Annotated in this window: 21 protein-coding genes; 11 read left to right on the forward strand and 10 right to left on the reverse strand. The window is 68.8% G+C overall.

What is annotated here, in order from left to right; genetic code table 11:
• Positions 1-13: 13 nt before the first annotated feature.
• Complete coding sequence (locus tag FJ887_RS10335) at positions 14-403, reverse strand: universal stress protein (RefSeq protein WP_140955366.1); 390 nt, start codon at positions 401-403, stop codon at positions 14-16.
• Between the two features lie 44 nt (positions 404-447).
• Positions 448-1,407 (reverse strand): helix-turn-helix transcriptional regulator, encoded by a 960-nt coding sequence (locus FJ887_RS10340; RefSeq protein WP_140955367.1) that lies wholly within the window; start codon positions 1,405-1,407, stop codon positions 448-450.
• 81 nt (positions 1,408-1,488) lie between these two features.
• Between FJ887_RS10340 and FJ887_RS10345 the strand changes: the two genes are divergently transcribed.
• Positions 1,489-2,094: a mycothiol transferase gene (locus FJ887_RS10345; protein WP_140955368.1), complete on the forward strand. Its 606-nt coding sequence runs from the start codon at positions 1,489-1,491 to the stop codon at positions 2,092-2,094.
• A 172-nt stretch (positions 2,095-2,266) separates the two neighbouring features.
• Here FJ887_RS10345 and FJ887_RS10350 read toward each other — a convergent pair whose 3' ends face one another.
• Positions 2,267-3,871, reverse strand: a complete 1,605-nt coding sequence (locus tag FJ887_RS10350) for a malate synthase (protein ID WP_140955369.1) — start codon at positions 3,869-3,871, stop codon at positions 2,267-2,269.
• 152 nt (positions 3,872-4,023) lie between these two features.
• Positions 4,024-5,307 (reverse strand): isocitrate lyase, encoded by a 1,284-nt coding sequence (aceA, locus tag FJ887_RS10355; protein WP_140955370.1) that lies wholly within the window; start codon positions 5,305-5,307, stop codon positions 4,024-4,026.
• A gap of 183 nt (positions 5,308-5,490) precedes the next feature.
• Between aceA and FJ887_RS10360 the strand changes: the two genes are divergently transcribed.
• The gene (locus tag FJ887_RS10360; protein ID WP_140955371.1) at positions 5,491-6,942 is read left to right on the forward strand and encodes a helix-turn-helix domain-containing protein; all 1,452 of its coding nucleotides are present in this window, start codon (positions 5,491-5,493) and stop codon (positions 6,940-6,942) included.
• A gap of 104 nt (positions 6,943-7,046) precedes the next feature.
• Positions 7,047-7,307, forward strand: a complete 261-nt coding sequence (locus FJ887_RS10365; RefSeq protein ID WP_140955372.1) for a hypothetical protein — start codon at positions 7,047-7,049, stop codon at positions 7,305-7,307.
• Positions 7,308-7,313: 6 nt separating this feature from the next.
• On the opposite strand, the gene FJ887_RS10370 is transcribed toward FJ887_RS10365, so the two are convergent.
• A complete protein-coding gene (locus tag FJ887_RS10370) occupies positions 7,314-8,822 on the reverse strand; it encodes an FAD-dependent oxidoreductase (RefSeq protein ID WP_250786215.1) in 1,509 nt (502 codons plus the stop codon).
• Between the two features lie 36 nt (positions 8,823-8,858).
• On the opposite strand from FJ887_RS10370, the gene FJ887_RS10375 reads away from it, so the two are divergent.
• From FJ887_RS10375 to FJ887_RS10385, 4 genes are all read left to right on the forward strand, one after another.
• Positions 8,859-10,262 carry a site-specific DNA-methyltransferase gene (locus tag FJ887_RS10375; RefSeq protein WP_250786216.1) on the forward strand — a complete coding sequence of 468 codons (1,404 nt, stop codon included), beginning with the start codon at positions 8,859-8,861 and terminating at the stop codon, positions 10,260-10,262.
• 420 nt (positions 10,263-10,682) lie between these two features.
• Positions 10,683-11,021: an FmdB family zinc ribbon protein gene (locus FJ887_RS18530; RefSeq protein ID WP_140955373.1), complete on the forward strand. Its 339-nt coding sequence runs from the start codon at positions 10,683-10,685 to the stop codon at positions 11,019-11,021.
• A gap of 111 nt (positions 11,022-11,132) precedes the next feature.
• The gene (gene fmdA, locus FJ887_RS10380; protein WP_140955374.1) at positions 11,133-12,383 is read left to right on the forward strand and encodes a formamidase; all 1,251 of its coding nucleotides are present in this window, start codon (positions 11,133-11,135) and stop codon (positions 12,381-12,383) included.
• A 137-nt stretch (positions 12,384-12,520) separates the two neighbouring features.
• Entirely contained in the window at positions 12,521-12,817 is a 297-nt protein-coding gene (locus tag FJ887_RS10385) for an antibiotic biosynthesis monooxygenase family protein (RefSeq protein ID WP_140955375.1), read from the forward strand.
• Between the two features lie 11 nt (positions 12,818-12,828).
• Here the strand turns inward: FJ887_RS10385 and FJ887_RS10390 are convergent, their stop codons facing one another.
• Positions 12,829-13,455, reverse strand: a complete 627-nt coding sequence (locus tag FJ887_RS10390; RefSeq protein ID WP_140955376.1) for a TetR/AcrR family transcriptional regulator — start codon at positions 13,453-13,455, stop codon at positions 12,829-12,831.
• A 43-nt stretch (positions 13,456-13,498) separates the two neighbouring features.
• Between FJ887_RS10390 and FJ887_RS10395 the strand changes: the two genes are divergently transcribed.
• On the forward strand, positions 13,499-14,431 hold the full coding sequence (locus FJ887_RS10395) for an ABC transporter ATP-binding protein (RefSeq protein WP_140955377.1): 933 nt from the start codon (positions 13,499-13,501) through the stop codon (positions 14,429-14,431).
• The gene (locus FJ887_RS10400) at positions 14,432-15,232 is read left to right on the forward strand and encodes a DUF2705 family protein (protein WP_140955378.1); all 801 of its coding nucleotides are present in this window, start codon (positions 14,432-14,434) and stop codon (positions 15,230-15,232) included. It begins immediately after the preceding gene.
• Between the two features lie 17 nt (positions 15,233-15,249).
• Here the strand turns inward: FJ887_RS10400 and FJ887_RS10405 are convergent, their stop codons facing one another.
• From FJ887_RS10405 to FJ887_RS10415, 3 genes are all read right to left on the reverse strand, one after another.
• Entirely contained in the window at positions 15,250-15,984 is a 735-nt protein-coding gene (locus tag FJ887_RS10405; protein WP_140955379.1) for a potassium channel family protein, read from the reverse strand.
• Positions 15,985-16,048: 64 nt separating this feature from the next.
• On the reverse strand, positions 16,049-16,420 hold the full coding sequence (locus FJ887_RS10410) for a potassium transporter TrkG (protein WP_250786217.1): 372 nt from the start codon (positions 16,418-16,420) through the stop codon (positions 16,049-16,051).
• Positions 16,417-17,349 carry a potassium transporter TrkG gene (locus tag FJ887_RS10415; protein WP_250786218.1) on the reverse strand — a complete coding sequence of 311 codons (933 nt, stop codon included), beginning with the start codon at positions 17,347-17,349 and terminating at the stop codon, positions 16,417-16,419. The genes FJ887_RS10410 and FJ887_RS10415 overlap by 4 nt, the downstream gene beginning before the upstream one ends.
• A 189-nt stretch (positions 17,350-17,538) precedes the next feature.
• On the opposite strand from FJ887_RS10415, the gene FJ887_RS10420 reads away from it, so the two are divergent.
• Positions 17,539-18,993 (forward strand): APC family permease, encoded by a 1,455-nt coding sequence (locus tag FJ887_RS10420; RefSeq protein WP_140955380.1) that lies wholly within the window; start codon positions 17,539-17,541, stop codon positions 18,991-18,993.
• Complete coding sequence (locus FJ887_RS10425; RefSeq protein ID WP_249356696.1) at positions 18,990-19,691, forward strand: class I SAM-dependent methyltransferase; 702 nt, start codon at positions 18,990-18,992, stop codon at positions 19,689-19,691. The genes FJ887_RS10420 and FJ887_RS10425 overlap by 4 nt, the downstream gene beginning before the upstream one ends.
• A 127-nt stretch (positions 19,692-19,818) precedes the next feature.
• Here FJ887_RS10425 and FJ887_RS10430 read toward each other — a convergent pair whose 3' ends face one another.
• Positions 19,819-21,123 (reverse strand): glycine cleavage T C-terminal barrel domain-containing protein, encoded by a 1,305-nt coding sequence (locus FJ887_RS10430; protein WP_137824993.1) that lies wholly within the window; start codon positions 21,121-21,123, stop codon positions 19,819-19,821.
• Between the last annotated feature and the right edge of the window lie 45 nt (positions 21,124-21,168).

A 21,168-nucleotide genomic window follows, 5' to 3' on the forward strand; every position in this document is an offset into this window, starting at 1 on the left:
TTCGCAGCCGGGCTCAGGCCTTCGCGGTGAGGACGGGGACTTCGGCTTCGAGGAGGATGCGCTGAGCCTGTGAGCCGAGGATGAACTTCCCGATCGCCGAGCGCTTCCGCAGTCCGATGACGATGAGCTGGGCGTCGTGTTCGGCGGCGAGGTCGTTGAGGGTGCCCGGCACGTCGTCCTCGTGGTCGGGCTGGAGGACGCTGACGGCAACACCCGACTCCTCGCCGAGGGCGACGATGCGATCGATGTCGTCCTGGTCGATCTCGGTGGGAGCGCCGCTGGCCCCGCGTCGCTGGGAGTTGACGACGACCGCGCTCGAGGAGCGCAGTGCCGCCTCCGCGAATCCCGCACGCAGTGCCGCTTCGCCCTCCGGGGCAGGAAGATAGCCGATGAGTATCGTCATGGGTTCAAGTATATGGATGACCGCACGGGCGGTTCACCGTGCGGTCACTTCCCGGACACCTCGGCGTTGCAGATCGCGTCGACGCGGCTCCGCAGTGCGCGCAGTTCGGCGATGAGCTCACCGGGGGCGATGACTCGGCAGGGAGCGGGGATGCGCGCGGTCACCGCGGCCGCCCACCGCAGGTCGGTGACCCCGAACTCGATGCGCACCCCACCGGGCACCTCGGTGATCGTCGCCGCCCGGGTCGTGAACCAGGACTCGGCCTCGCTCTTGACGGCATCGACGTCGAGGACGACCGTGTGCTCGTACGCGGCGGTGGTGACCGCGCGCCGGACGGCCGCCTCGGCGTCGGGGGCCGTGCGGGCCGGGATCGGGAACGTCGTCTCATGGACCGCGCTCATCCGGTCGAGCCGGAAGACGCGCCAGTCCTCGCGGTCGAGGTCCCAGCCGAAGAGGTACCAGTGGGCTCCGAGCACGACGAGCTGGACGGGTTCGACGGCACGCCGCTCCGCCTCGGCGTCGGTCCACGGCTTCGCATGCGCGAACGTCACGCGGCGGCGGGAGGAGATCGCCGAGGCGATCGCCACGACCGTCTCATGATCGACGTCGGGTTCGTGGCCGGGGGCGACGGTGACCGCGGTCTCGACGGCACGGACCGTCGCGGCCATCGTCGGCGGCAGCATCGTCGTCAGCTTCCGCCCGGCCGACTCGGCGGTCGCCGTGCTCAGCCCGGCCCCGCGCAGAAGGGCGAGCCCGATTCCGGTGGCCATCGCCTCCCCTGCCGCCAATTGCAGCGGCGGGAGCAGGGTCCGGCTGTGCGCGCGATAGCCGCCGGCGACGCCGGGGGCCGCGTCGATCCCGTACCCGAGGTCGCGCAGCGCCGTGATGTCCCGGCGCACCGTGCGTGTGGTGACGCCGAATTCGGCCGCGAGCTCGGCCGCGGTGAGACCGCGCCCCGAGCTCAGCAGGGCGAGCATCCGCAGCAGTCGGACCTCGGTTCTCATGCGGACATCATATGTCCGCAAGACCGCAGACGATTGTGGTGTCCCACCAGCACCACCCGCTCAACCGCCAAGGAGTCAGCCATGCCGTTCTTCGCCCCCTCCGTCACCACCGAAGCCGATGCCCTCTTCTCGTTCCTCGAGCAGCAGTGCGGGCAGCTGCGTCTCACCGCCCTCGACCTCACCGAGGAGCAGGCGCGCAGCACACCGACGGTCAGCGCCCTGTCGATCATCGGGCTGCTCGCCCACAGCGCCCAGGTCGTCTACAGCTGGCTGCAGCAGGTCCGCCACCCGGATCTCGTCCCCACCGAGGCCGACTATGCTGCCTTCAACGCGGAGCTCGGGCTCTCCGGCTCGTTCGACGGCGGGACTCTGCCGGACCAGACGCTCACCGAGGTGCTCGCCGCCTTCGACCGCGCCGTCGCCGAGATCGCCGCCGCCCGCGCCGACCTCGCGGACTCCGACATCGACCTTGCCACGCCGGTGACCGTGGCCAATCCGTGGATGCCGCCGGATTTCGACATGAGTCTGCGCTGGATCCTCAACCACCTGACGACGGAGATCGCCCGGCATGCCGGTCATGCCGACATCATCCGCGAATCCCTCGACGGCGCGGTCTCCTACCAGCTCAACGCCCAGGCCGAGGGCCTGCCGTGGCCGCCGGAGGGCTGGGGCGAGGACGGCAGCTGAGAACTGCCCGGCGATGCCTGAGCCCCGACGCACATCGGCACCCGCGCCCCGCCGACTCGCTGTGCAGGACGAGTCGGACGGGTTCAGGGTGCCGATGCGGATCGGGGCTGAGCTGTTCAGTTGTGCTGCGCCGGTTGAGCTGCGTCGTGCCGGTTGAGCTGCGCCGTCGTGCTCAGGCGGCGTGGACGGCGCCCTTGGCCACCCGGTCGACGAGGTGCTCGGTGTAGGCCGGGACCGTGAGGTACTCGGGGAACTCGTCAGTCAGGGCACTGGCACGGAAGATCTCGACCGCCTCGGCGAGGTGGTCAGCGGGCTGCTGCTCGAGGACGGCGAGCTCCTCACCGAGGTAGCGCTCGACGAGCTCACGGGTCACCTGCTGACCGTTGTCGAGGGTCACCTCGTGGTGGATCCACTGCCAGATCTGCGAACGGGAGATCTCCGCGGTCGAGACGTCCTCGAGGAGGTTCTCGAGCGCGACGTTGCCGTTGCCGCCGAGCCACTCGTTGAGGTAGCCGATGGCGACGCGGATGTTGACCCGCACCCCCTCCTCGGTGACGATCGGCTCGAGACCGGTGATGTCGAGGAGGTGCTCGGCGCACGCGCGGACGTCGGGTCGCAGGTTGTCCAGCTGGTGCGGACGCTCACCGAGGGCGGCATCGTAGACGGCGAGCGCGGCGGGCACGAGACCCGGATCGGCCACCCATGTGCCGTCGAATCCCTGCCAGGCCTCCCGGGCCTTGTCCTCGCGCATCCGCGCGAACTCGGAGGCGACGAAGGCCTCGTCCGGGTGGTCGGTCATGAGGTTGCTCATCGTGCCGATCGCGTGGGCTCCGCGGCGGTGGCACGTCCACACGAGGCGATCGGTGAACGCCTTCATCAGCGGCAGCGCGTTCGTCAGGCGCTCACGGTCGGGGAGGACGAACTCCGGGGAGTGGCGGAGGTTCTTGACGACGGAGAAGAGGTAGTCCCAGCCGGCGGCCTGGAGGCCGGCGCAGTGGTCGCGCAGCTCCCAGAGGATCTCCTCCATGTGGAACGCGGCGTCGATCGTCTCGATGTGGACGGTCGCGCGGATCGTGCCCTGGTCGATGCCGAGCGCGTCCTGGGCGAAGACGAAGATCTGGTTCCACAGGCGGGCCTCGAGCGAGGACTCGAGCTTCGGCAGGTTGAAGTACGGTCCCGATCCGGAGTCGATGAGCTGCTTCGCGTTGTGGAAGAAGTAGAGGCCGAAGTCGACGAGCGCCCCGATCGCCGGCGACTGCTCGCCGTTCTCAGCGGTGACGATGAGGTGCTTCTCCGGCAGGTGCCAGCCGCGGGGGCGCATGCCGATCGTCGGCTGGTTGCGGTTGCTCACCCCGGGCAGTCGGTCACGGATCGCGAGGTGGAGGGCGCGCTGGCCGCCGATCATGTTCGCCCACGTCGGGGACGTCGAGTCCTCGAAGTCCGCGAGCCACACCTTGGCCTGGGAGTTGAGCGCTGCGACGACCTCGGGTTCGGTGACCGGGCCGACGAGTTCGACGCGACGGTCCTCGAGTCCCGGGGCGCTCGTCGACCCGGCGACCTGCCAGGTGCGGTCGGCGCGGACGGCTGCGTAGTCCGGGGTGAACCGGGGCAGCGTGCCGTCGTTCATCACGGCGGCGCGGTTGTCGCGCTTGGCGAGCAGAGCGCCGAGGCGGTCACCGAACTTCTCGTGCAGGTCGGCGACGAAGTCGAGGGCGTCTGCGGTGAGGATGGTGTCGAAACCGGAGTCGAGAGGGGCGTTGATCGTGATGCGTGACATGGGACTTCTCCTCACTCGTCGTGAGTGCTGTGCGGGCCTGATGAGATGGTCATGGTGCGGGGCTGGGGAAGAGGGAGGTGCCGGCGCGGATCGGCGGTGCAAACCCCGTGAAAACACCGTCGATCCGCGCCGAGTCTGTGGGCCGGATCGGCTCAGTGGAACTGAGCCTCTTCGGTCGACCCGGACAGGGCCAGCGTCGAGCCCTCCGGGTTGACGGCGGTCGAGACGAGGTCGAAGTAGCCGGTGCCGACCTCGCGCTGGTGCTTGGTGGCGGTGTAGCCGCGGTCCTCGGCGGCGAACTCGCGCTCCTGCAGCTCGACGTAGGCCTTCATCTGCTCACGGGCGTAGCCGTGGGCGAGGTCGAACATCGAGTAGTTGAGGGCGTGGAAGCCGGCGAGGGTGATGAACTGGAACTTGTAGCCCATTGCGCCGAGTTCGCGCTGGAACTTCGCGATCGTGTCGTCGTCGAGGTGCTTCTTCCAGTTGAACGACGGCGAGCAGTTGTACGCGAGCATCTGGTCCGGGTGCTCGGCATGGATCGCCTCGGCGAACTGCTTCGCGATCTCGAGATCCGGCAGGGACGTCTCCATCCACAGCAGATCCGAGTACGGAGCGTAGGCGTTGCCGCGGGCGATGCAGGCCTCGAGGCCGTTGCGGACCTTGTAGTAGCCCTCCGCGGTGCGCTCCCCGGTGAGGAAGGGCTTGTCGCGCTCGTCGACATCGGTGGTGATCAGGGTCGCGGCGTCGGCGTCGGTGCGGGCGATGATGACCGAGGGGACGTTCTCGACGTCGGCGGCCAGGCGGGCCGACTGGAGGGTGCGGATGTGCTGCGAGGTCGGGATGAGGACCTTGCCGCCGAGGTGGCCGCACTTCTTCTCGCTCGCGAGCTGATCCTCCCAGTGGACACCGGCCGCACCCGCGTTGATCATGCCCTTCATCAGCTCGAAGGCGTTGAGCGGGCCGCCGAAGCCGGCCTCGGCGTCGGCGACGATCGGGACCATCCAGTCCTCGACGGTCTGCACGCCCTCGGCATGCTCGATCTGGTCGGCGCGCATCAGGGCGTTGTTGATGCGGCGGACGACTGCGGGCACCGAGTTCGCCGGGTAGATCGACTGGTCCGGGTAGGTGTGGCCGGAGAGGTTCGCGTCGGCGGCGACCTGCCAGCCGGAGAGGTAGATGGCCTTGAGCCCGGCCTTGACCTGCTGGACGGCCTGGTTGCCGGTGAGCGCGCCGAGGGCGTTGACGAAGTCGAGGTCATGGAGTTCCTCCCAGAGCTTCTCGGCTCCGCGACGAGCCAGCGTGTGCTCCTCGATGACGGATCCGCGCAGCTTGACGACATCCTCGGGCGAGTACTCGCGGGCGACTCCCTGCCAGCGGGGGTTGGTCGCCCAGTCGCGGCGGATCGCTTCGATGTCGTGCAGTTCGTTGGCGCTCATTGTTCTCACTCCTGGTTGCTTGCCGAGGTGGTTCGTGTCATCCATCTTGGTGGGGCCGCAAGGGGTGCGACAGAGGAAAGTGGCAAGAATATTCCGCGCTTTTCCCATTGGTGAAAATTCCCGGTTCTGTCATACTGGTCACACTCGCGCACCACCCGCCGATTCGACGCCTCGGAGGCCGTTGTGACAAGCACACAGACGCAGGGAACCGATCTCGACCAGCCCGTCGACAGCCTCAGCATCGGCAGAAGAATCCGATTTTTTCGCAAACAGGCGGGGATGACGCTGAGCGAGCTCGGGGAGAAGGTGGGGCGTGCGGCCTCGCAGATCTCGACGATCGAGAACGGCAAGCGAGAAACTTCTGTCACGCTCCTCGCCGCGATCGCCGCGGCGCTCGGCACCGAGGTCGCCGAACTCATCGACCCCACTCCCGTCGACGGTCGGCAGGCCCTCGAGCTCGAGGCCGAACGCAATCAGGCCTCGCCGATGTACTCCTCGCTCGGTCTGCCGCAGGTGCGCATCAAGTCGCTGCCGCAGGATGCGCTCGAGGCGATCGTCGGACTCCAGCGGCAGCTCGCCGAGGTGCTCACCCGCAGAGCGGCGACCCCGGAGGAGGCCCGGCGGGCCAACCGGGAGCTGCGGGAGATGATGCGCGAGAAGAACAACTACTTCGCCGATCTCGAGAAGCAGGCCGCCGAGCTGCTCAGTCTCGCCGGATACGAATCGGGGACGGTGTCGCAGCGGGAGACGGCGACGATCGCCGAGAAGCTCGGCTTCAGCCTCCACTACGTCTCGGACCTGCCGAGTTCGACCCGGTCGATCTCCGACACGGCCAACCGCCGCATCTATCTGCCCAACGCCGATGCCGCGTTCGATCCGCGCACGCACCTGCTCACGAGCCTCGCCCCGCATGTGCTCGGCCATGATTCGCCGAAGGACTTCCATGAGTTCCTCCAGCAGCGCGTCGAGGCGAACTACCTCGCCGCGGCGGTGCTGCTGCCGGAGAGTGCAGCCGTGCCCGTGCTCACCGAGGCCAAGCGCAAGCGGCAGCTGTCCGTCGAATACCTCCGCGACATGTTCGGCGTCGGCTACGAGACCGCGGCGCACCGGTTCACGAACCTCGCGACCGAGCACCTCGACCTGCCCGTCCACTTCATGAAGGTCCACACCTCGGGGACGATCCACAAGGCGTACTCGAACGACGGGCTGCCGTTCCCGACCGATCCGCTCGGGGCGATCGAAGGGCAGTTCGCGTGCAAGCGCTTCACCTCGCGCACGGTGTTCCGCGTCGCCGACCGCTTCAGCCCGTACTACCAGTACACCGACACCCCGCAGGGCTCGTTCTGGTGCACCGCGCGGGTGCTGCCCGGCGGTGACTTCGCGATCAGCGTCGGCGTCCCCTTCGCCCACGTCAAGTGGTTCGAGGGCCGGGAGTCGCCGATCCGCTCGCAGTCACGCTGCCCGGACCCCTCATGCTGCCGGACGGCCCCGGACGACCTCGCCGCGAAGTGGGAGGACAACTCGCTGCCGTCGGCGAAGATGCACGCCTCGCTGCTCGCCGCCGTCCCGCCCGGCGCGGTCCCCGGCGTCGACGACACCGAGGTCTTCGAGTTCCTCGAACGCCACTCGGGCTGAGCCACTCAGCGCCCGGCAGTGGCCTGCGCGCGCTCTGCGAGATCCTTGATCAGCCTCTGACCTGCAACTACACTGGTTGGCCCGAGCATTGAGGAGGTTGAGCGGTGTCCTCGCCCGAGAAAGGCGCGCTGCGCCGGTTCTTCACCGCACGGCCCGAACGCCCCATCGACTTCGTCCTCACCTGGATCGGGATCTGCCTGGTCCCCGTCGTGGCGTGGCCGATCATCGGCATGCTGACGGGCAGCATGAGCGAAGGCTTTCAGCGGGTTCTTCCCACGCTGATCGGCGCGCCGATCGGTTCCGGGATCGCCCTCGCCGGAATCTGGGCCCTGCGGTCGGCGAAGAAGCGCGATTCCGAGGGCTGAGCCCCCTCAGCGCCCGGCGGCCTGCGCCCGCTCGACGATGTGCTCGGCGATCGCGAGCGCCATCGTCGCTCCCGATGCGGGAACGCTGCGGACCTGGGTGAGTCGGCCGCGGGTGGTCACGGTCAGCCCGGTGACGAGGTCGCCCTTGGCATCGATCGTCGCAGCGCGGATCCCGCGGGGTCCTGCCGTCATCTCCGTCGTGTCGAGGTCGGGAGCGAAGCGTTTGATCCGCTCGACGAACGCCGAGGTGCTCGTCGCCGACCGCACCCCCTCGGCCGCGGAGCGCACATTGCGCTTCGCGAACTTCCAGAACCCGGAGAACCCGAACGAGGCACCGAGGTCACCGAAGTCGATGTCACGGGCCGACCCGGCATTGCGACCGAGCGCGATGTGCGTAGTCGGACCCAACAGCAGCGCGCCGTCGACGGTGCGCACGAGCATCGTCTCCTCGAGCGGATCAACCGGGTCGGGCACGGAGCCGATGATCCCGTGGACCGCCTCGGCGGCGGGCGGCACCAGCTGCGAATAGCTGCTGGCGAACGGCACGACCCGGGGTTCGGGGTCGAGCCCGGCCGCGGCGGCGAGCCGATCCGACTGCAGCCCGACGGCGACGAACACGAGGTCGAAGACACCGGCGTCGAACTCCGCGGGCGGGGTCGGCCGATTCCGGTCGACGGGCTTGGTGCCGGTCCATTCGTCGATCTTGTCCTCGGCGCTGCGGAACCAGTCCCGGTCGCCGAACCGGCGGTGCAGCTCCTCCCCGAGCCGGCCGCCGCGGCCGCCCCTGCCGGGCTCGACCTGCGGCTCCCCGTCGTCACCGCGATAGGTCCGCGGCCGGTCGACGACCTGATCATCGTCGGTGTGCGGCCGTTCGCCGGGCATGGTCTCGAGATCCGTCGAGTAGCCGGTCTCGCTCGACTCGGAGCCGTCCTCGTCGGTCGGGGCGTTGCGGGCGCGCACCCGCACCTCGTTGCTCATGACGTCGAGGCCGGTGACCTCCGTGCCGAAGCGGAAGCGGCCCCCGGCCTCGCGGACGTCGGCGGCGAGCGCCTCGGCGAGGGCGGAGTAGTCGGTGATCGCGGTATGGGGTGAGTAGAGGGCCTGCACGCCCCTGGCCTGCGGTTCGATCTCGCGCATCTCGGCCCGATCGACCATCCGCACCCCGGGCACGCCGGTCTTCTCGGCGCGGGTGAGGAGATCCTCGAGGCGGTCGACCTCATCGGTGTCCTGAGCGACGACGAGCTGCCCGCATTCGCGCAGCGCGATCCCCTGCCCGGCGGCGTACGGGATGAGGAGTTCGAGCCCGCGGCGGGCGAGCTTCGCCTCGAGCGTGCCCGGCTCCTCCGTCAGTCCCGCATGGACGATGCCCGCGGTGTGCCCGCTCTGGGCGGCCGCGACACGGTCGGCACGATCGAGGACCGTCACCTCGGCGTCCGGGAACCGGCGGGTGATCTCACGGGCGAGAGCCACACCGATGAGGCCTGCGCCGACGACTGCCACTCGTGAAATACTCATACAGCCATCTTGGCACCGTCGAGACGATCAAGCGAGGTGAAGACGACAGTGACCGCCCTGACCTGGCCCGGCAAAGAGGAGTCGTTCGCACTCGGTCGCCACCTCAGCCGCACGCCGGGGGCAGGGTTCACGGTTCCCAGCGGCCGCCTCGGCGAGGGACTGCCGAGGACCCCGCGCGCCCACGTGCCCGATGCGCACGAGAACCTCCTCGTCGTCGGGGACAATCTGCCGGCCCTGCAGTCGCTGCTCGCCACGCATCGGGGACAGGTCAAGGTCGTCTACATCGATCCGCCGTACAACACGGGCAACGCGCACGCGTACAAGGACGACGGCTACGATCACGGCAGCTGGCTCGACTTCATGGCGCCGCGGCTCATCCTCGCCCGTGAGCTGATGCGCGATGACGGTGTGCTCTACCTCCACCTCGACGACGGGGAGAGCGCGTGGGCGCAGCTGCTCGGGCACGAGGTCTTCGGGGAGGCGAACTCGCTCGGCACCCTCATCCACCAGCGCGCGAAGGGCGGCGGCAACTCCCCGTCGTTCGTCCGCGGGCACGACTACATCCACGTGTGGGGCAAGGACGCGCGCGCGGCGGGGGCGTTCCTTACGGAGAAGAAGGCCCCGGCGAAGGTCGAGGTCATCGACGGACGGAAGATGCTCGTCGAGACCGACGTGCTGCGGGCGAGCTTCGGCCGGTACGCGCGCGGGTCGGAGCGGCGGCTGATGTACGAGGACATCCGCGCGGTCAAGGGTGAGCGGAAGCTCGCCGAGGTGGACGCGAAGCTGGCCTCGGGCGAGTACATCCTCCGTCCCTGGGGTCCAGGCAAGCACGCGGTGGTCCGGGTGACGCCGTACGAGCTCGCGAGCTCGAAGCTCTACTCGATCATCAAGGCCCTCGGCGGGCAGAACGATCTCGAGGACCTCGGCCTGGGCGGGGTGTTCGGGTATCCGAAGCCCGTCGAACTCGTCAAGACGCTCATCACCGCGCAGACGTTCTTCGACCCCGAGGCGATCGTCCTCGACTTCTTCGCCGGTTCCGGGACGACGGCGCAGGCGGTCATGGAGGCCAACCGGCGCGACGAGGGACGACGGACATTCGTCCTCGTCCAGCTCCCGGAGAAGCTGCGCGGCAAATGCGGCGGCCGCGGCGTGCGCGCGGCGGGTGAGGTGGGTGCCGGTGCGGGAGATACCGAGGCGAAGGCTGCGAGCTCCGGGGCTGCGGGCGCCGGTGCCGGTGCTCCCGCGGGCGCCGGTGCCGGTGGTCCCGCGGGTGCTGGTGCCGGTGGCGGTGGGGCTGACGCCGGAGATGCAGTGGGGAAGGCTGCACGCGCGGGCAGATTCGCGACGATCAGCGACCTCACCGCTGAGCGCATCCGCCGCGCCGCCGACGAACTCGCCCCCGGCCTGACCTTCACCGAGGTCACCGTCGCCGACTCCTGACCTCCCGCCGCCTCTCGCACCGCTCCCGAGCCACGTTAGGATCTGAGCCAGATTGAAGGATCTGCGCCAGTTTGAGGGTGACCCTGAACATTCTGCGCCAAGTTGAGGGTGAAATCTGCGCGAAAATCGCCATGAACGTGGCGCACACTCGCTGTGGAGGTGGCGCAGATGCCTCCGCGCCCAGCCCCAGCCCCCGTCCCCGTCCCCGGACCCGGCACACGAGCGCCCGGGTCCTCCGCGCGAGAGTTCAGGTCGCGGAGTGTCGATTCGAGGCGCTGCCATCGACACTCTGCGTCCTCGACTTCAGCGAAACCGGTGAGCGTGTGTGCCGAGGCGGCCGCTCTCCCGCGCCGAGGCGGTCGCCCACTCGCGCTGCGAATGTCCCAACAGGGCTTCCCAGGCTCTCTCCCCGCTGTCAGAATGCTTGTACGGTCCGACAGCAGGCCCTCCACCAGCGAAGTCAGGGGTGATGCAGTGCCTACATACGTCTACCGCTGCGATGCGTGCGGCGACACCGAGCAGACCTTCCCCATGCTCGAGAAGCCGTCGACGATCGCCTGCCCCCGGTGCGCTGGGAGGGCACGGTCGGTGGTGAGTTCGCCCCACCTCGGCGCGGGGAACACCCCAGCCCACCGCCTCCTCGATGCGACCGCGGCCACCGCGGACGCCCCTCCCGTCGTCACCCGTCTGCCCGGTTCACCACGCGCGCCGAGGCGGGTGAGCCGAGATCCACGGCACCAGAGGCTCCCGCGCGCCTGACACCGCGCGCAACTCGCCGCTCTTCGCCTTACTGCTCCGCCGTCCTGCACCGCACAGCTGCTCCATCTGCACCGCCGCCAGTCACCGTCGACTCCACGCAAAGGACACGCCATGCCAGACGTCATCTTTCCCCTCGATTCGACCAAGCCGTTCACCGACCAGAAGATCACCGGACACAACCGCTGGCATCCGGACATTCCCGCGGCCGTCCACGTCAAGCCCGGGGAATCGTTCCGGCTCGACTGCCGGGAATGGTTCGACGGGTTCATCAAGAACGACGACAGCGCCGACGACGTCCGCGATGCGCCGGTCGACATCGTCCATGCCCTCTCCGGACCGGTCGGCGTCGAAGGGGCGAAGCCCGGTGACCTGCTCATCGTCGACATCCTCGACGTCGGACCGATCCCGCAGGAGGAGGGTCCGCTCGCCGGGCAGGGCTGGGGGTACACGGGGATCTTCGCGAAGGAGAACGGCGGCTCGTTCCTCGTCGACCAGTTCCCCGATGCCTACAAGGCGTGCTGGGACTTCTCCGGCGGCACGGCGACATCGCGCCACGTCCCGCACGTGTCCTTCACCGGAATCGTCCACCCGGGCCTCATGGGCACGGCCCCGAGCGCCGACCTGCTGGGGACCTGGAACACCCGCGAGGCCGCGCTCATCGCCACCGACCCCGATCGGGAACCACCGCTGGCCCTGCCGCCAGAGCCCAACGGCGCGATCCTCGGGTCGCTGACCGGGGAGGACTTCGACCGCGTCGCCGGCGAGGGCGCCCGCACGGCTCCGCCTCGGGAGAACGGCGGCAACCAGGACATCAAGAACCTCACGAAGGGCACCCGGGTGTTCTATCCGGTCTTCGTCGACGGTGCGAACTTCTCCGTCGGCGACCTCCACTTCAGTCAGGGCGACGGTGAGATCACGTTCTGCGGCGCCATCGAGATGGGCGGGTTCATCGACCTGCGCGTCGACCTCATCAAGGGCGGCATGGACACCTATGGGGTGAGTGAGAACGCGATCTTCCAGCCCGGCAACTCCGACCCGCAGTACTCGGAGTGGCTGGCGTTCTCCGGCACCTCGGTCACCCTCGACGGCGAGCAGCGCTACCTCGACTCGCAGCTGGCCTACCAGCGGGCCTGCCTCCACGCGATCGACTACCTCACGAAGTTCGGCTACAGCCCCGAGCAGGCGTATCTGCTGCTCGGCGCCGCCCCGATCGAGGGACGCTTCTCCGGCGTCGTCGACATCCCGAACTCGTGCGCCACGGTCTATCTGCCGACCACGATCTTCGACTTCGACGTCTCACCGAACTCCGTCGGCCCCGTGCAGATCGACCCGGGCATCGGAGCCGCGCGCACGACCCCGTGAAGTGTGGGTGTGCGGTGCGTCTCGCGGAGTCGCCGCGAGACGCGCCGCGACCGCATCCGGACAGCCCAGCGCCAGCCCAGGGTGCGGTCGTAGGGTCGGGAGGACAGCCACTCATCGTCGACCATCGAGGAGCAGATATGTCCGTCGTCGCCATCAACACCCTCACGGTTCCCGAGAACGCGGGACCTGAGCTCGAGAAGCGCTTCGCCGCCCGCAAGCACTCCGTCGACAGCGCGCCCGGCTTCGAGGGCTTCCAGCTGCTGCGTCCCACATCCGGCGGCGACCGCTACTTCGTCTACACGCAGTGGGCGACGAAGGAGGACTTCGAAAACTGGAAGGCCAACCGCTCCTCGGCCCACGAGTCGAACGGGCAGGCGCCCGTCTCGAGCGCAGCCGAGCTCCTCGAATTCGAGGTCGTCGACCTCGGCGACTGAGTTAATTCGGCTCAGTCCACCGCCGAGGCGGTGGCGATGCCGGCGATCTCGCGGTCGAGGAGCTCGTAGGCCGCCTCCGGGGTCCGCACCTCGAGCATGACGTCCTGAGCCAGCCCTTTCGCGAGCGCCACGAGCCGCACCGCCGCCTCGGCGGCCGACTCTGCCGACTCAGCGCCCGAAGCGACCTCGCCGGCCCAGGTCCCCTGCGCGAGCACCCGCGCCACCCGCCGGGTCGCCGCCTCCGCCGTCCGCCGATCGTTGTCGACGACGATCTCGGCGATGAGCGGGTCGCCCACGGCCTTCGCGACATACGTGAACCACACCGACGCCCCCACCCGCATCGCCTCACCAGCGGGGATGAAGGCGCGCACGAACGTCCGCAGGGCCTCGACCGGACCGGTCCCCAAGCCGACCTCGGCCTCGTCCTCGAGCTCAGCCCCGGCGACGAGCTGCCGGCACCCCTCGAGGACGAGCGCCTCCCGCGACGGGAAGTAGTGCTGGACGCGACCGATCGAGATCCCCGCGGCATCGGCGACGGCCCTGAAGGTCACCGCATCGATCCCCCGGGTGTAGATGACGAGCCACAGCGCATGGACGATCTCGGTGCGGCGGGCGGCATGATCGACGATCTTCGGCATCCCGCCACTTTACAATACGATCAACTTGTATCACTATTGCGGTATGAACGTATTGCAAAACGACGATGCGGGCGTCAGCGTCCGCGGTCTGACGAAGCGCTTCGGGACGGCGACCGCCGTCGACGATCTCAGCTTCGACGTCATGCCCGGCCACGTCACCGGCTTCCTCGGCCCCAACGGCGCCGGGAAGTCGACGACCCTGCAGATGATCCTCGGGCTGACGACTCCCGACGCGGGGACCGCGCTCGTCGCCGGTGCACCCTTGAGCGACCACCCCAACCTCGCCGCCGTCGTCGGCTCGCTGCTCGGCACCGAACGCCTCCTGCCCGGCCTCACCGTCCACGCGCACCTCGAGTGGGCGGCGCGGCTCTCGGGCCTCAACCCCGACGAGCGCACGACGAGAATCGCCGCCGTCCTCGCCGAGGTGGACCTCGAGTCCGCAGCGACCCGTCGCATCTCCGCGCTCTCGCTCGGCATGCGCCAGCGCCTCGGCCTCGCCGCCGCGATCCTCACCGACCCGCAGGTGCTCCTCCTCGACGAGCCGCTCAACGGCCTCGACCCCGAGGGGATCACATGGATGCGGACGTTCCTCAAGCGCTTCGCCGCCTCGGGGCGCACCGTCCTCTTCTCCAGCCACCTGCTCACCGAGATGGCGCTCACGGCCGACCACGTCGTCATCATCCGCGCTGGTCGCCTCGTCGCCGACCTCCCGCTCGCCGACCTCGTCTCCCATGCGCAGGCCGGGGTGGTCGTCCGCGGTCCCGATCTCTCTGCCCTGCTGGCGAGCCAGGCGGCGGCGGGCCGGCCGAGCACGCCGACCCCGGACGGGACCGGCGCGGTCATCGCCGACGCCGAACCGCGCGAGATCTTCCGCGACAGCGTCCGCCTCGGCGTCGACCTCGATGAGCTCCGCCTCGACGAACCCGGCCTCGAAGAGGTCTTCCTCCGTCTCACCACCTCCCGGAAGGCACGCTGAATGTCGACAACCCCTCACATCCGCGCCGCATCGGCAGAATGGGCCAAGCTGCGGTCCCTGCGCGCCCCGCGCATGCTCGGCGGCACGGCCGTCGTGCTCGCTGCGCTCTCCTCCGCCGTCTTCATCCTCAGCTTCCCCGTCACGCAGAGGACCGCGCTCGACCGTGCCCCACTGACCGATGTCCTCACCGCAAGCGTCCTCGGTGTCGATGTCGCGGCGATCGTCCTCGTCGTCTTCGCCGCGTGGTTCGTCGGCATCGAGTTCCGCACCGGCGCGATCACCGAGGCGCTCCTGCGCCTGCCCCGTCGCTCCGCGGTCATCACCGCCAAGGCCCTCGTCATCGCCGCAGTCACCGTGCTCACCGCGGTGGTCGCGGCGGTCGCCCTCACCGTCGTCGCCGTCGCCCTCGCGGCAGCGCTGACCGGGACGAGCTGGTCGGCGGCCCTGACTGCGGCCGTCTCACCCGAGCACCTCCGGCTGCTCTTCGGCAGTGCGCTCATGCCCGTGGTCTTCGCGTTGCTCGCCGCGTTCGCCGCGTTCGCCTTCGGGTCGATGGCGGCGGGCGTCCTCGGCGCGCTCGGCCTCATCGTCGCCTCGATGCTCGCCGGCTGGCTGCCCGCGGGTGCTGCCGCGGTCGTTGCGCCCGTGCTGCCATTGGCCGCCGTCCACACGATCAGCGGTGCCGCCGAGGCGGGGTCGACGGAGTTCCTCGGCATCGTCCCAGCGGTGATCGTCCTCGCGGCCTGGGTGGCGATCGGCTGGATCCTCGCCGCGTGGCGGCTGCGGCGACGGGACTTCTAACCACCGCACGCCAAATTTCAGCTGTCCGTGTCCTTGTCGAGTTCGCTGAACCGCTCGACCTCGCGGGGGTGGCCGGCGATGAGGATCTCGTCGTCGGCGTAGAGGGTCATGTCGCGGTCGGCGATGTCCCACTGCCTGCTGCCGGACCGTTTGACCGCGACGATCGTCACCCCGTACGTGGCCCGGACGCCGAGGCTCGCAAGCGGCACATCGGCGACGCGCACCGGCGGAGTGGTGCGGGCGAGGACGAAGTCGTCGTCGATGGGCAGGAAGTCGGAGATGTGGCCGCGGATGAGGTGCGCGAGCCGGCGCCCCATGTCGTTCTCGGGGCGGATGACGTTCTTGATCCCGAGCTGGTGGAGGATCTCGCCATGGGTCTCGCTGATCGCCTTGGCCCAGATGTGCTGGCAGCCGATCTTGAGGATGCGGGAGGCGGCGAGGATGCTCGCCTCGAGGTCGCTGCCGATCGCGATGACGACCCGGCTGACCTCGTCGATGCCGAGCTGACGGAGGACCACCTCGTCGGTGGCATCGGCTCGCGTCGCGAACGCGAGCTTGTCCGCGTACTCGGCGACGACCGCCTCGTCGTTGTCGATGCCGATGACGTCGACTCCGTGCTTGGCGAGCTCGAGGGCGAGCGAGCCGCCGAAGCGACCGAGGCCGATGACGGCGACAGCCCCGGCCTCGGCCATCGGCTCGGCGTCGCCGGCGAAGAAGGCGGCGGAGCGGGCCAGCCAGGATTTCTCATTCATTGCGGTGTCCTTTCCTTGCGATGCGGACGTGCCAGTGGCGGCGTCTCAGCGGAGACGAGCGCGCTCAGCCGATGAGCGGGCGCTCCTTCGGCAGTTCGTAGCGGATGGGGCGGTTGCGCAGGGCCAGCGCCGAGGCGACCGTGACGGGCCCGAGGCGACCGAAGATCATCGTGACGATGAGGACGGCCTGGCTGAACGGCGGCAGCTGTGCCGTGATCCCGGTCGACAGCCCCACGGTGCCGAACGCCGAGACGACCTCGAAGAGGATCCGGTCGAACCCGAGCTCCTGCGCATCGAGCATGACCGCCATCGTCGAGACGACGATGAGGCCGAGACCGAGGACGATGACGGTCGTGGCCTGGCGGTGGACCGAGCGGGAGACCCGGCGGCCGAAGAGGTTGACGGCGCGCCCGCCGCTGATCTCCGTCCACGTCATCGCCGCGAGCACGACGAAGTCGTGATCTTCACACCACCCGCGGTGCCGGCAGGACCGCCGCCGATGAACATGAGGATGTCCATCCCGAACCACGTCGCCGGGTGCATCTGCCCGATGTCGATGGTGTTGAAGCCTGCGGTGCGGGTGATCGTCGACTGGAAGGCCGCGGCCTGGATCTTGCCCCACCAGTCGAGGGGGCCGAGCGTGCCGGGGTTGTTCCACTCGATCGCGCCGATGAAGATCGTGCCGGAGATGAGCAGGATGGGGGTGACGACGACGACCGCGCGCGTCGTCATGCTCCACGTCAGCGGGAAGCGGTACTTGCGGAAGAGTTCGATGAGCACGGGGTAGCCCAGGCCACCGAGGATGACGGACAGCGCGATGGGACCGGTGATGAAGGGATCGGCGACGTAGGCCATGAGGTTGTCGCGGTTGAGTCCGAAGCCGGCGTTGTTGAACGCGGAGACGGCGTGGAAGATCGCGTTCCACACCGCGTCGCCGTTCGCCTCGCCGTAGAAGAACCGCAGCCGGAGGTAGAGGAGGACGGCGACGACGAACTCGGTGCTCAGCGTCAGCCCGGTGATGCGCAGGACCATCGGCATGATGCCGCCGATGTCGGCGCTCTTCGTCTCCGAGGCCACCGACTGGCGCAGCTTGAGTCCCGCGCGCCCGGCGACGACGAGGGCGAGCAGCGTGGTGAGCAGGATGACGCCGAGCCCACCGGCCTGGATGAGGATGAGGATGACGAGCTGGCCGAAGAAGGTGAAGTCCTGTCCGGTGTCGAGGACGACGAGGCCGGTGACGCTGAGCGCCGAGGTGGCCGTGAAGAGTCCGGACAGCAGGGAGATCCCGCCCGGCGCCACGGTCGCGGCGGGAGTCATGAGGAGACCGGCCCCGACGATCAGCGCGGACAGGTACCCCGTGACCACTCGGACGATCGCATTTCGATGTGTGCTGTGCACAGAGGAAATCTAGCACCCGCCTCGGCGGGCGTGGGAAATCCCTGTCATACCGCCGGGTAAACGCTCCCTGTCCTGTTACTGTGCAGATACCCACGGGATCGGCGCTGCTGCCGGCCACCTCGGTGGGACAGTGATCGACGATGAGGAAGGCCAGTCATGAGCACTCAGCACACAGAGACCGAGGACCGGGGGCACGGCTTCGTCAAGGCGCTGGGCACGGTGGATGCGCTGTTCATCGGGTTCGGGGCGATGATCGGGTTCGGCTGGGTCGTCCTCACCGGCGAATGGCTGACCGGCGCGGGCACCCTGGGGGCGATCCTCGCGTTCGCCGTCGGCGGCATCATCATGTGCTTCGTCGGCACCGTCTACTCCGAGCTCGTCGCCGCGATGCCCCATGCCGGCGGTGAGCACAACTACCTCATCCGGGCGATGGGTCCGAAGATCTCGCTGTTCGGGTCGTGGGCGATCACCGGCGGCTACATCAGCGTCGTCATGTTCGAGGCCGTCGCCGTCCCGCGGACCGCGCTCTATCTCTTCCCCGACCTCGAGCACATCAAGCTGTGGACGATCGCCGACACCGACGTCTACCTCACGTGGGCGCTCGTCGGCACGGTCACGGCGATCATCATCGCGTGGATCAACATCCGCGGCGTCCGCCTGGCCTCCCTCGTCCAGACGTTCGTCGTCTCGTTCCTCATCATCGTCGCCCTCCTTCTGCTCACCGGCGGCATCGTCGGCGGGGATCCGGCGAACACGGAACCGCTGTTCACCGGTGGGGCGGCCGGGTTCATCGGCGTCGTCGCCGTCGTCCCGTTCCTCTTCGTCGGCTTCGACGTCATCCCCCAGTCGGCCGAGGAGATCAAGCTGCCGGCGGCGAAGATCGGCAAGCTCGTCGTCATCTCCGTGCTCATGGCGATCGTCTTCTACATCGTCATCATCTGGATGACGTCGCTGGCGATCCCCGCCTCCGAGCTGACCGCCCACGACCTCGTCACCGCCGATGCGCTCTCGGCGATGTTCGGATCCCCGGTCTGGGGCAAGATCGTCATCGCCGGCGGCCTGGCCGGGATCATCACCTCGTGGAACGCGTTCCTCATGGGCTCCTCGCGACTGATGTGGGCGATGGCCGTGGCGGGGATGATCCCCGCCTGGTTCGGTCGGCTCCACCCGAAGTACCGGACCCCGGTCAACGCGATCATCTTCATCGGCGTCCTCTCCGCCCTTGCCCCGTTCCTCGGGGCGGCGGCGCTCGGCTGGATCGTCGACGCCGGTTCCCCGGCGATCGTCATCGCCTATTTCCTCGTCAGCCTCGCCTTCATCGTGCTGCGGCGCAACGAACCAGAGATGGCCCGACCACTGCGCATCGGCGGGCGCGGCAGCGGCGGCATGGTCATCGGGGTGATCTCGGCGATCCTCACCCTCGTCCTCTTCGTCCTCTACCTCCCGATCACCCCGTTCTCCGCGCAGCTGGCCTGGCAGTCGTGGGTGATGTTCGCCGCGTGGCTCATCGTCGGCGTCTTCTACATGTTCCGTCTGCCCGGCGGGGTCAAGGCCGGGCCCAACGCCGAGGCGGAGCTGCTGTCGAAGGTCAAGGCGCGGATGCGGCGGTGACTCCGTTCGCCCGGACGATGCGCCGGCTCAACGACCGGTTCCCGTGGAGCCACAACGACCACTTCCACCCGTGGATCGTTGCCGGCCTGCCTGCTCGCAGACGCGGTGCGATCGAGGTCGGCTGCGGTCAGGGCGCACTCCTGGCCCGACTCGCCGGTGAGTTCCGGCACGTCCACGGCACCGACACCTCGGCGGCGATGCGCGCTGATTCGCGCAGGCGCTGCGCCGGCCTGGGCAACGTCACCATCGACGCCGCTCAGCTGCGCGACCTCGAGCCCGACACCGAACCGGAGCCGATCGATCTCATCACGATGGTCGCCGCGCTCCATCACCTCGACGTCGAGGAGACCTTCGCCGAGGCGGCCCGCCTCCTCTCCCCCGGCGGTCGGCTCCTCGTCGTCGGACTCGCGCTCTCGGCGACTCCGCGGGACTTCCTCTGGGAGGGGATCTCGGTCGTGACGAACCCGCTCATTGGGATGATGAAGAACGCCCCACCTCGGCGAGGGGGCGAGCGGGTCGGCGGACCGGACGTGGACCCTCCCCCGTCCGAGCGTCCACGCGACCCGTTCCCGGTAACGGATCCGACGATGACGTTCGATGAGATCGCCGAGGCGGCCCGCCGTCACCTGCCCGGCGCGCGGCTCCGGCACAGAGTCGGGTTCAGGTACACGCTCGAGTGGACCAAGCCGGGCCGGTGAGCGCCTCCGCCGCGTCCCACAGGTGCGCCCCTGCCGTCCGGACGTGCGAACGCGGCCACCGGCTTCTCGCACAGTGACCGCGCCCGGATCGGTGGGACAGCCTTCCGGACTGTCCGGGTGCGCCGGCTCAGATCGCGGCGTCGAGTCCCCTGACCTTGAGGCGTTCGCGCTGGTTGGGGTTGACGCTCGGACGGAACGGCATCTCGACCACCTCGGCGCGCACCGGCACTCCGGGGGTGTCCGCATACGGTTCGGGCAGGTGCACCCAGAATTCGGTGCCCAGCTCCGCCTTGCCGACGGGCACGTGGGCCATCGCGATGTTCGACTCGAGCTCCGGCGAGTACCACGGCGAGGTCACGTAGCCGACGGGATCGGACTCGGGGTCCTCGCTGACGAGCCAGAAGTCCGGGGCGTAGTCCGTGATCGGGTTGCCGCCGAGGACGAGTCCGACGAGCTGCGTCCGATACGGCGGGTTGCCCGCCTCGATCTGCTCACGGACCTCTTCGAGGCGTGCCTTGCCGATGTAGTCGGCTTCCTTCTTCCGCGGCACCTGGTAGCCGAGGTTGACCTGGAACGGCAGCGTCTCGAAGTCCATGTCCTGGCCCCACGAGAGGATGCCCGCGGCGATCCGCCGGTGGTGGCTGGGGGCGACGACGCGGAGGTTGTAGGGGACACCCGCGGCGAGCACGGCATTCCACATGTCCTCGGCGTACTTCGTCGCGTCCTTGAGGTAGATCTCGTACCCCTTCTCCCCGGTGAACCCCGTCTGGGAGATGATGACGTCGTGGCCGCCGACCTGGGCCTCCATGAGGCCGTAGCTCGGCAGGTCGCGCCCCTCCTCGCCGACGAGATCGGCGATGACGTCGACGGACTTCGGACCTTGGACCTGCACGGGCGCGACGTCGATCTCCTGGATCGTGACGTCGAACTTCTTCCCGACGTTGACGCCCTGGAGCCAGAGCATGAGGTCGGTGTCGGAGAGGCTGAACCAGAACTCGTCGATCGCCACGCGGAGGAGGATCGGGTCGTTGAGGATGCCGCCCTCCTCATTGCAGAGGATGACGTAGCGGGCCCGCATCACCGGGATCTTCGTCGCGTCGCGGGTGATGACGTAGTTGACGAACGCCTCGGCGTCGGGACCCTTGACTTGGATCTGCCGTTCCACGGCGACGTTCCACAGGGTGACGTCGTTGACGAGGGGCTGGTACTCGGCCATCATCCCGCCGTCCTCACGGGAGATGTAGCCGCGCGGGTGGTACATGCGGTTGTAGATCGATGCCCGCCAGCACCCCTGCTCCATCGACAGCTCCCAGTACGGGGACTTCCGCACGCGGGTGTCGATGAGCATCTCCACTGGGGTCGGGCCGGACTGCCTCAGGTTGATCGGGACGCCTCTGTCGCTCTGATCAACGGTCGGAACATTGTTGTCCATGGGTTTCCCCCTGCTTCCACAGTTTTATATTATGGAACTCAATTC

Source organism: Brevibacterium sp. XM4083 (assembly GCF_006489205.2).
GTDB lineage: Bacteria > Actinomycetota > Actinomycetes > Actinomycetales > Brevibacteriaceae > Brevibacterium.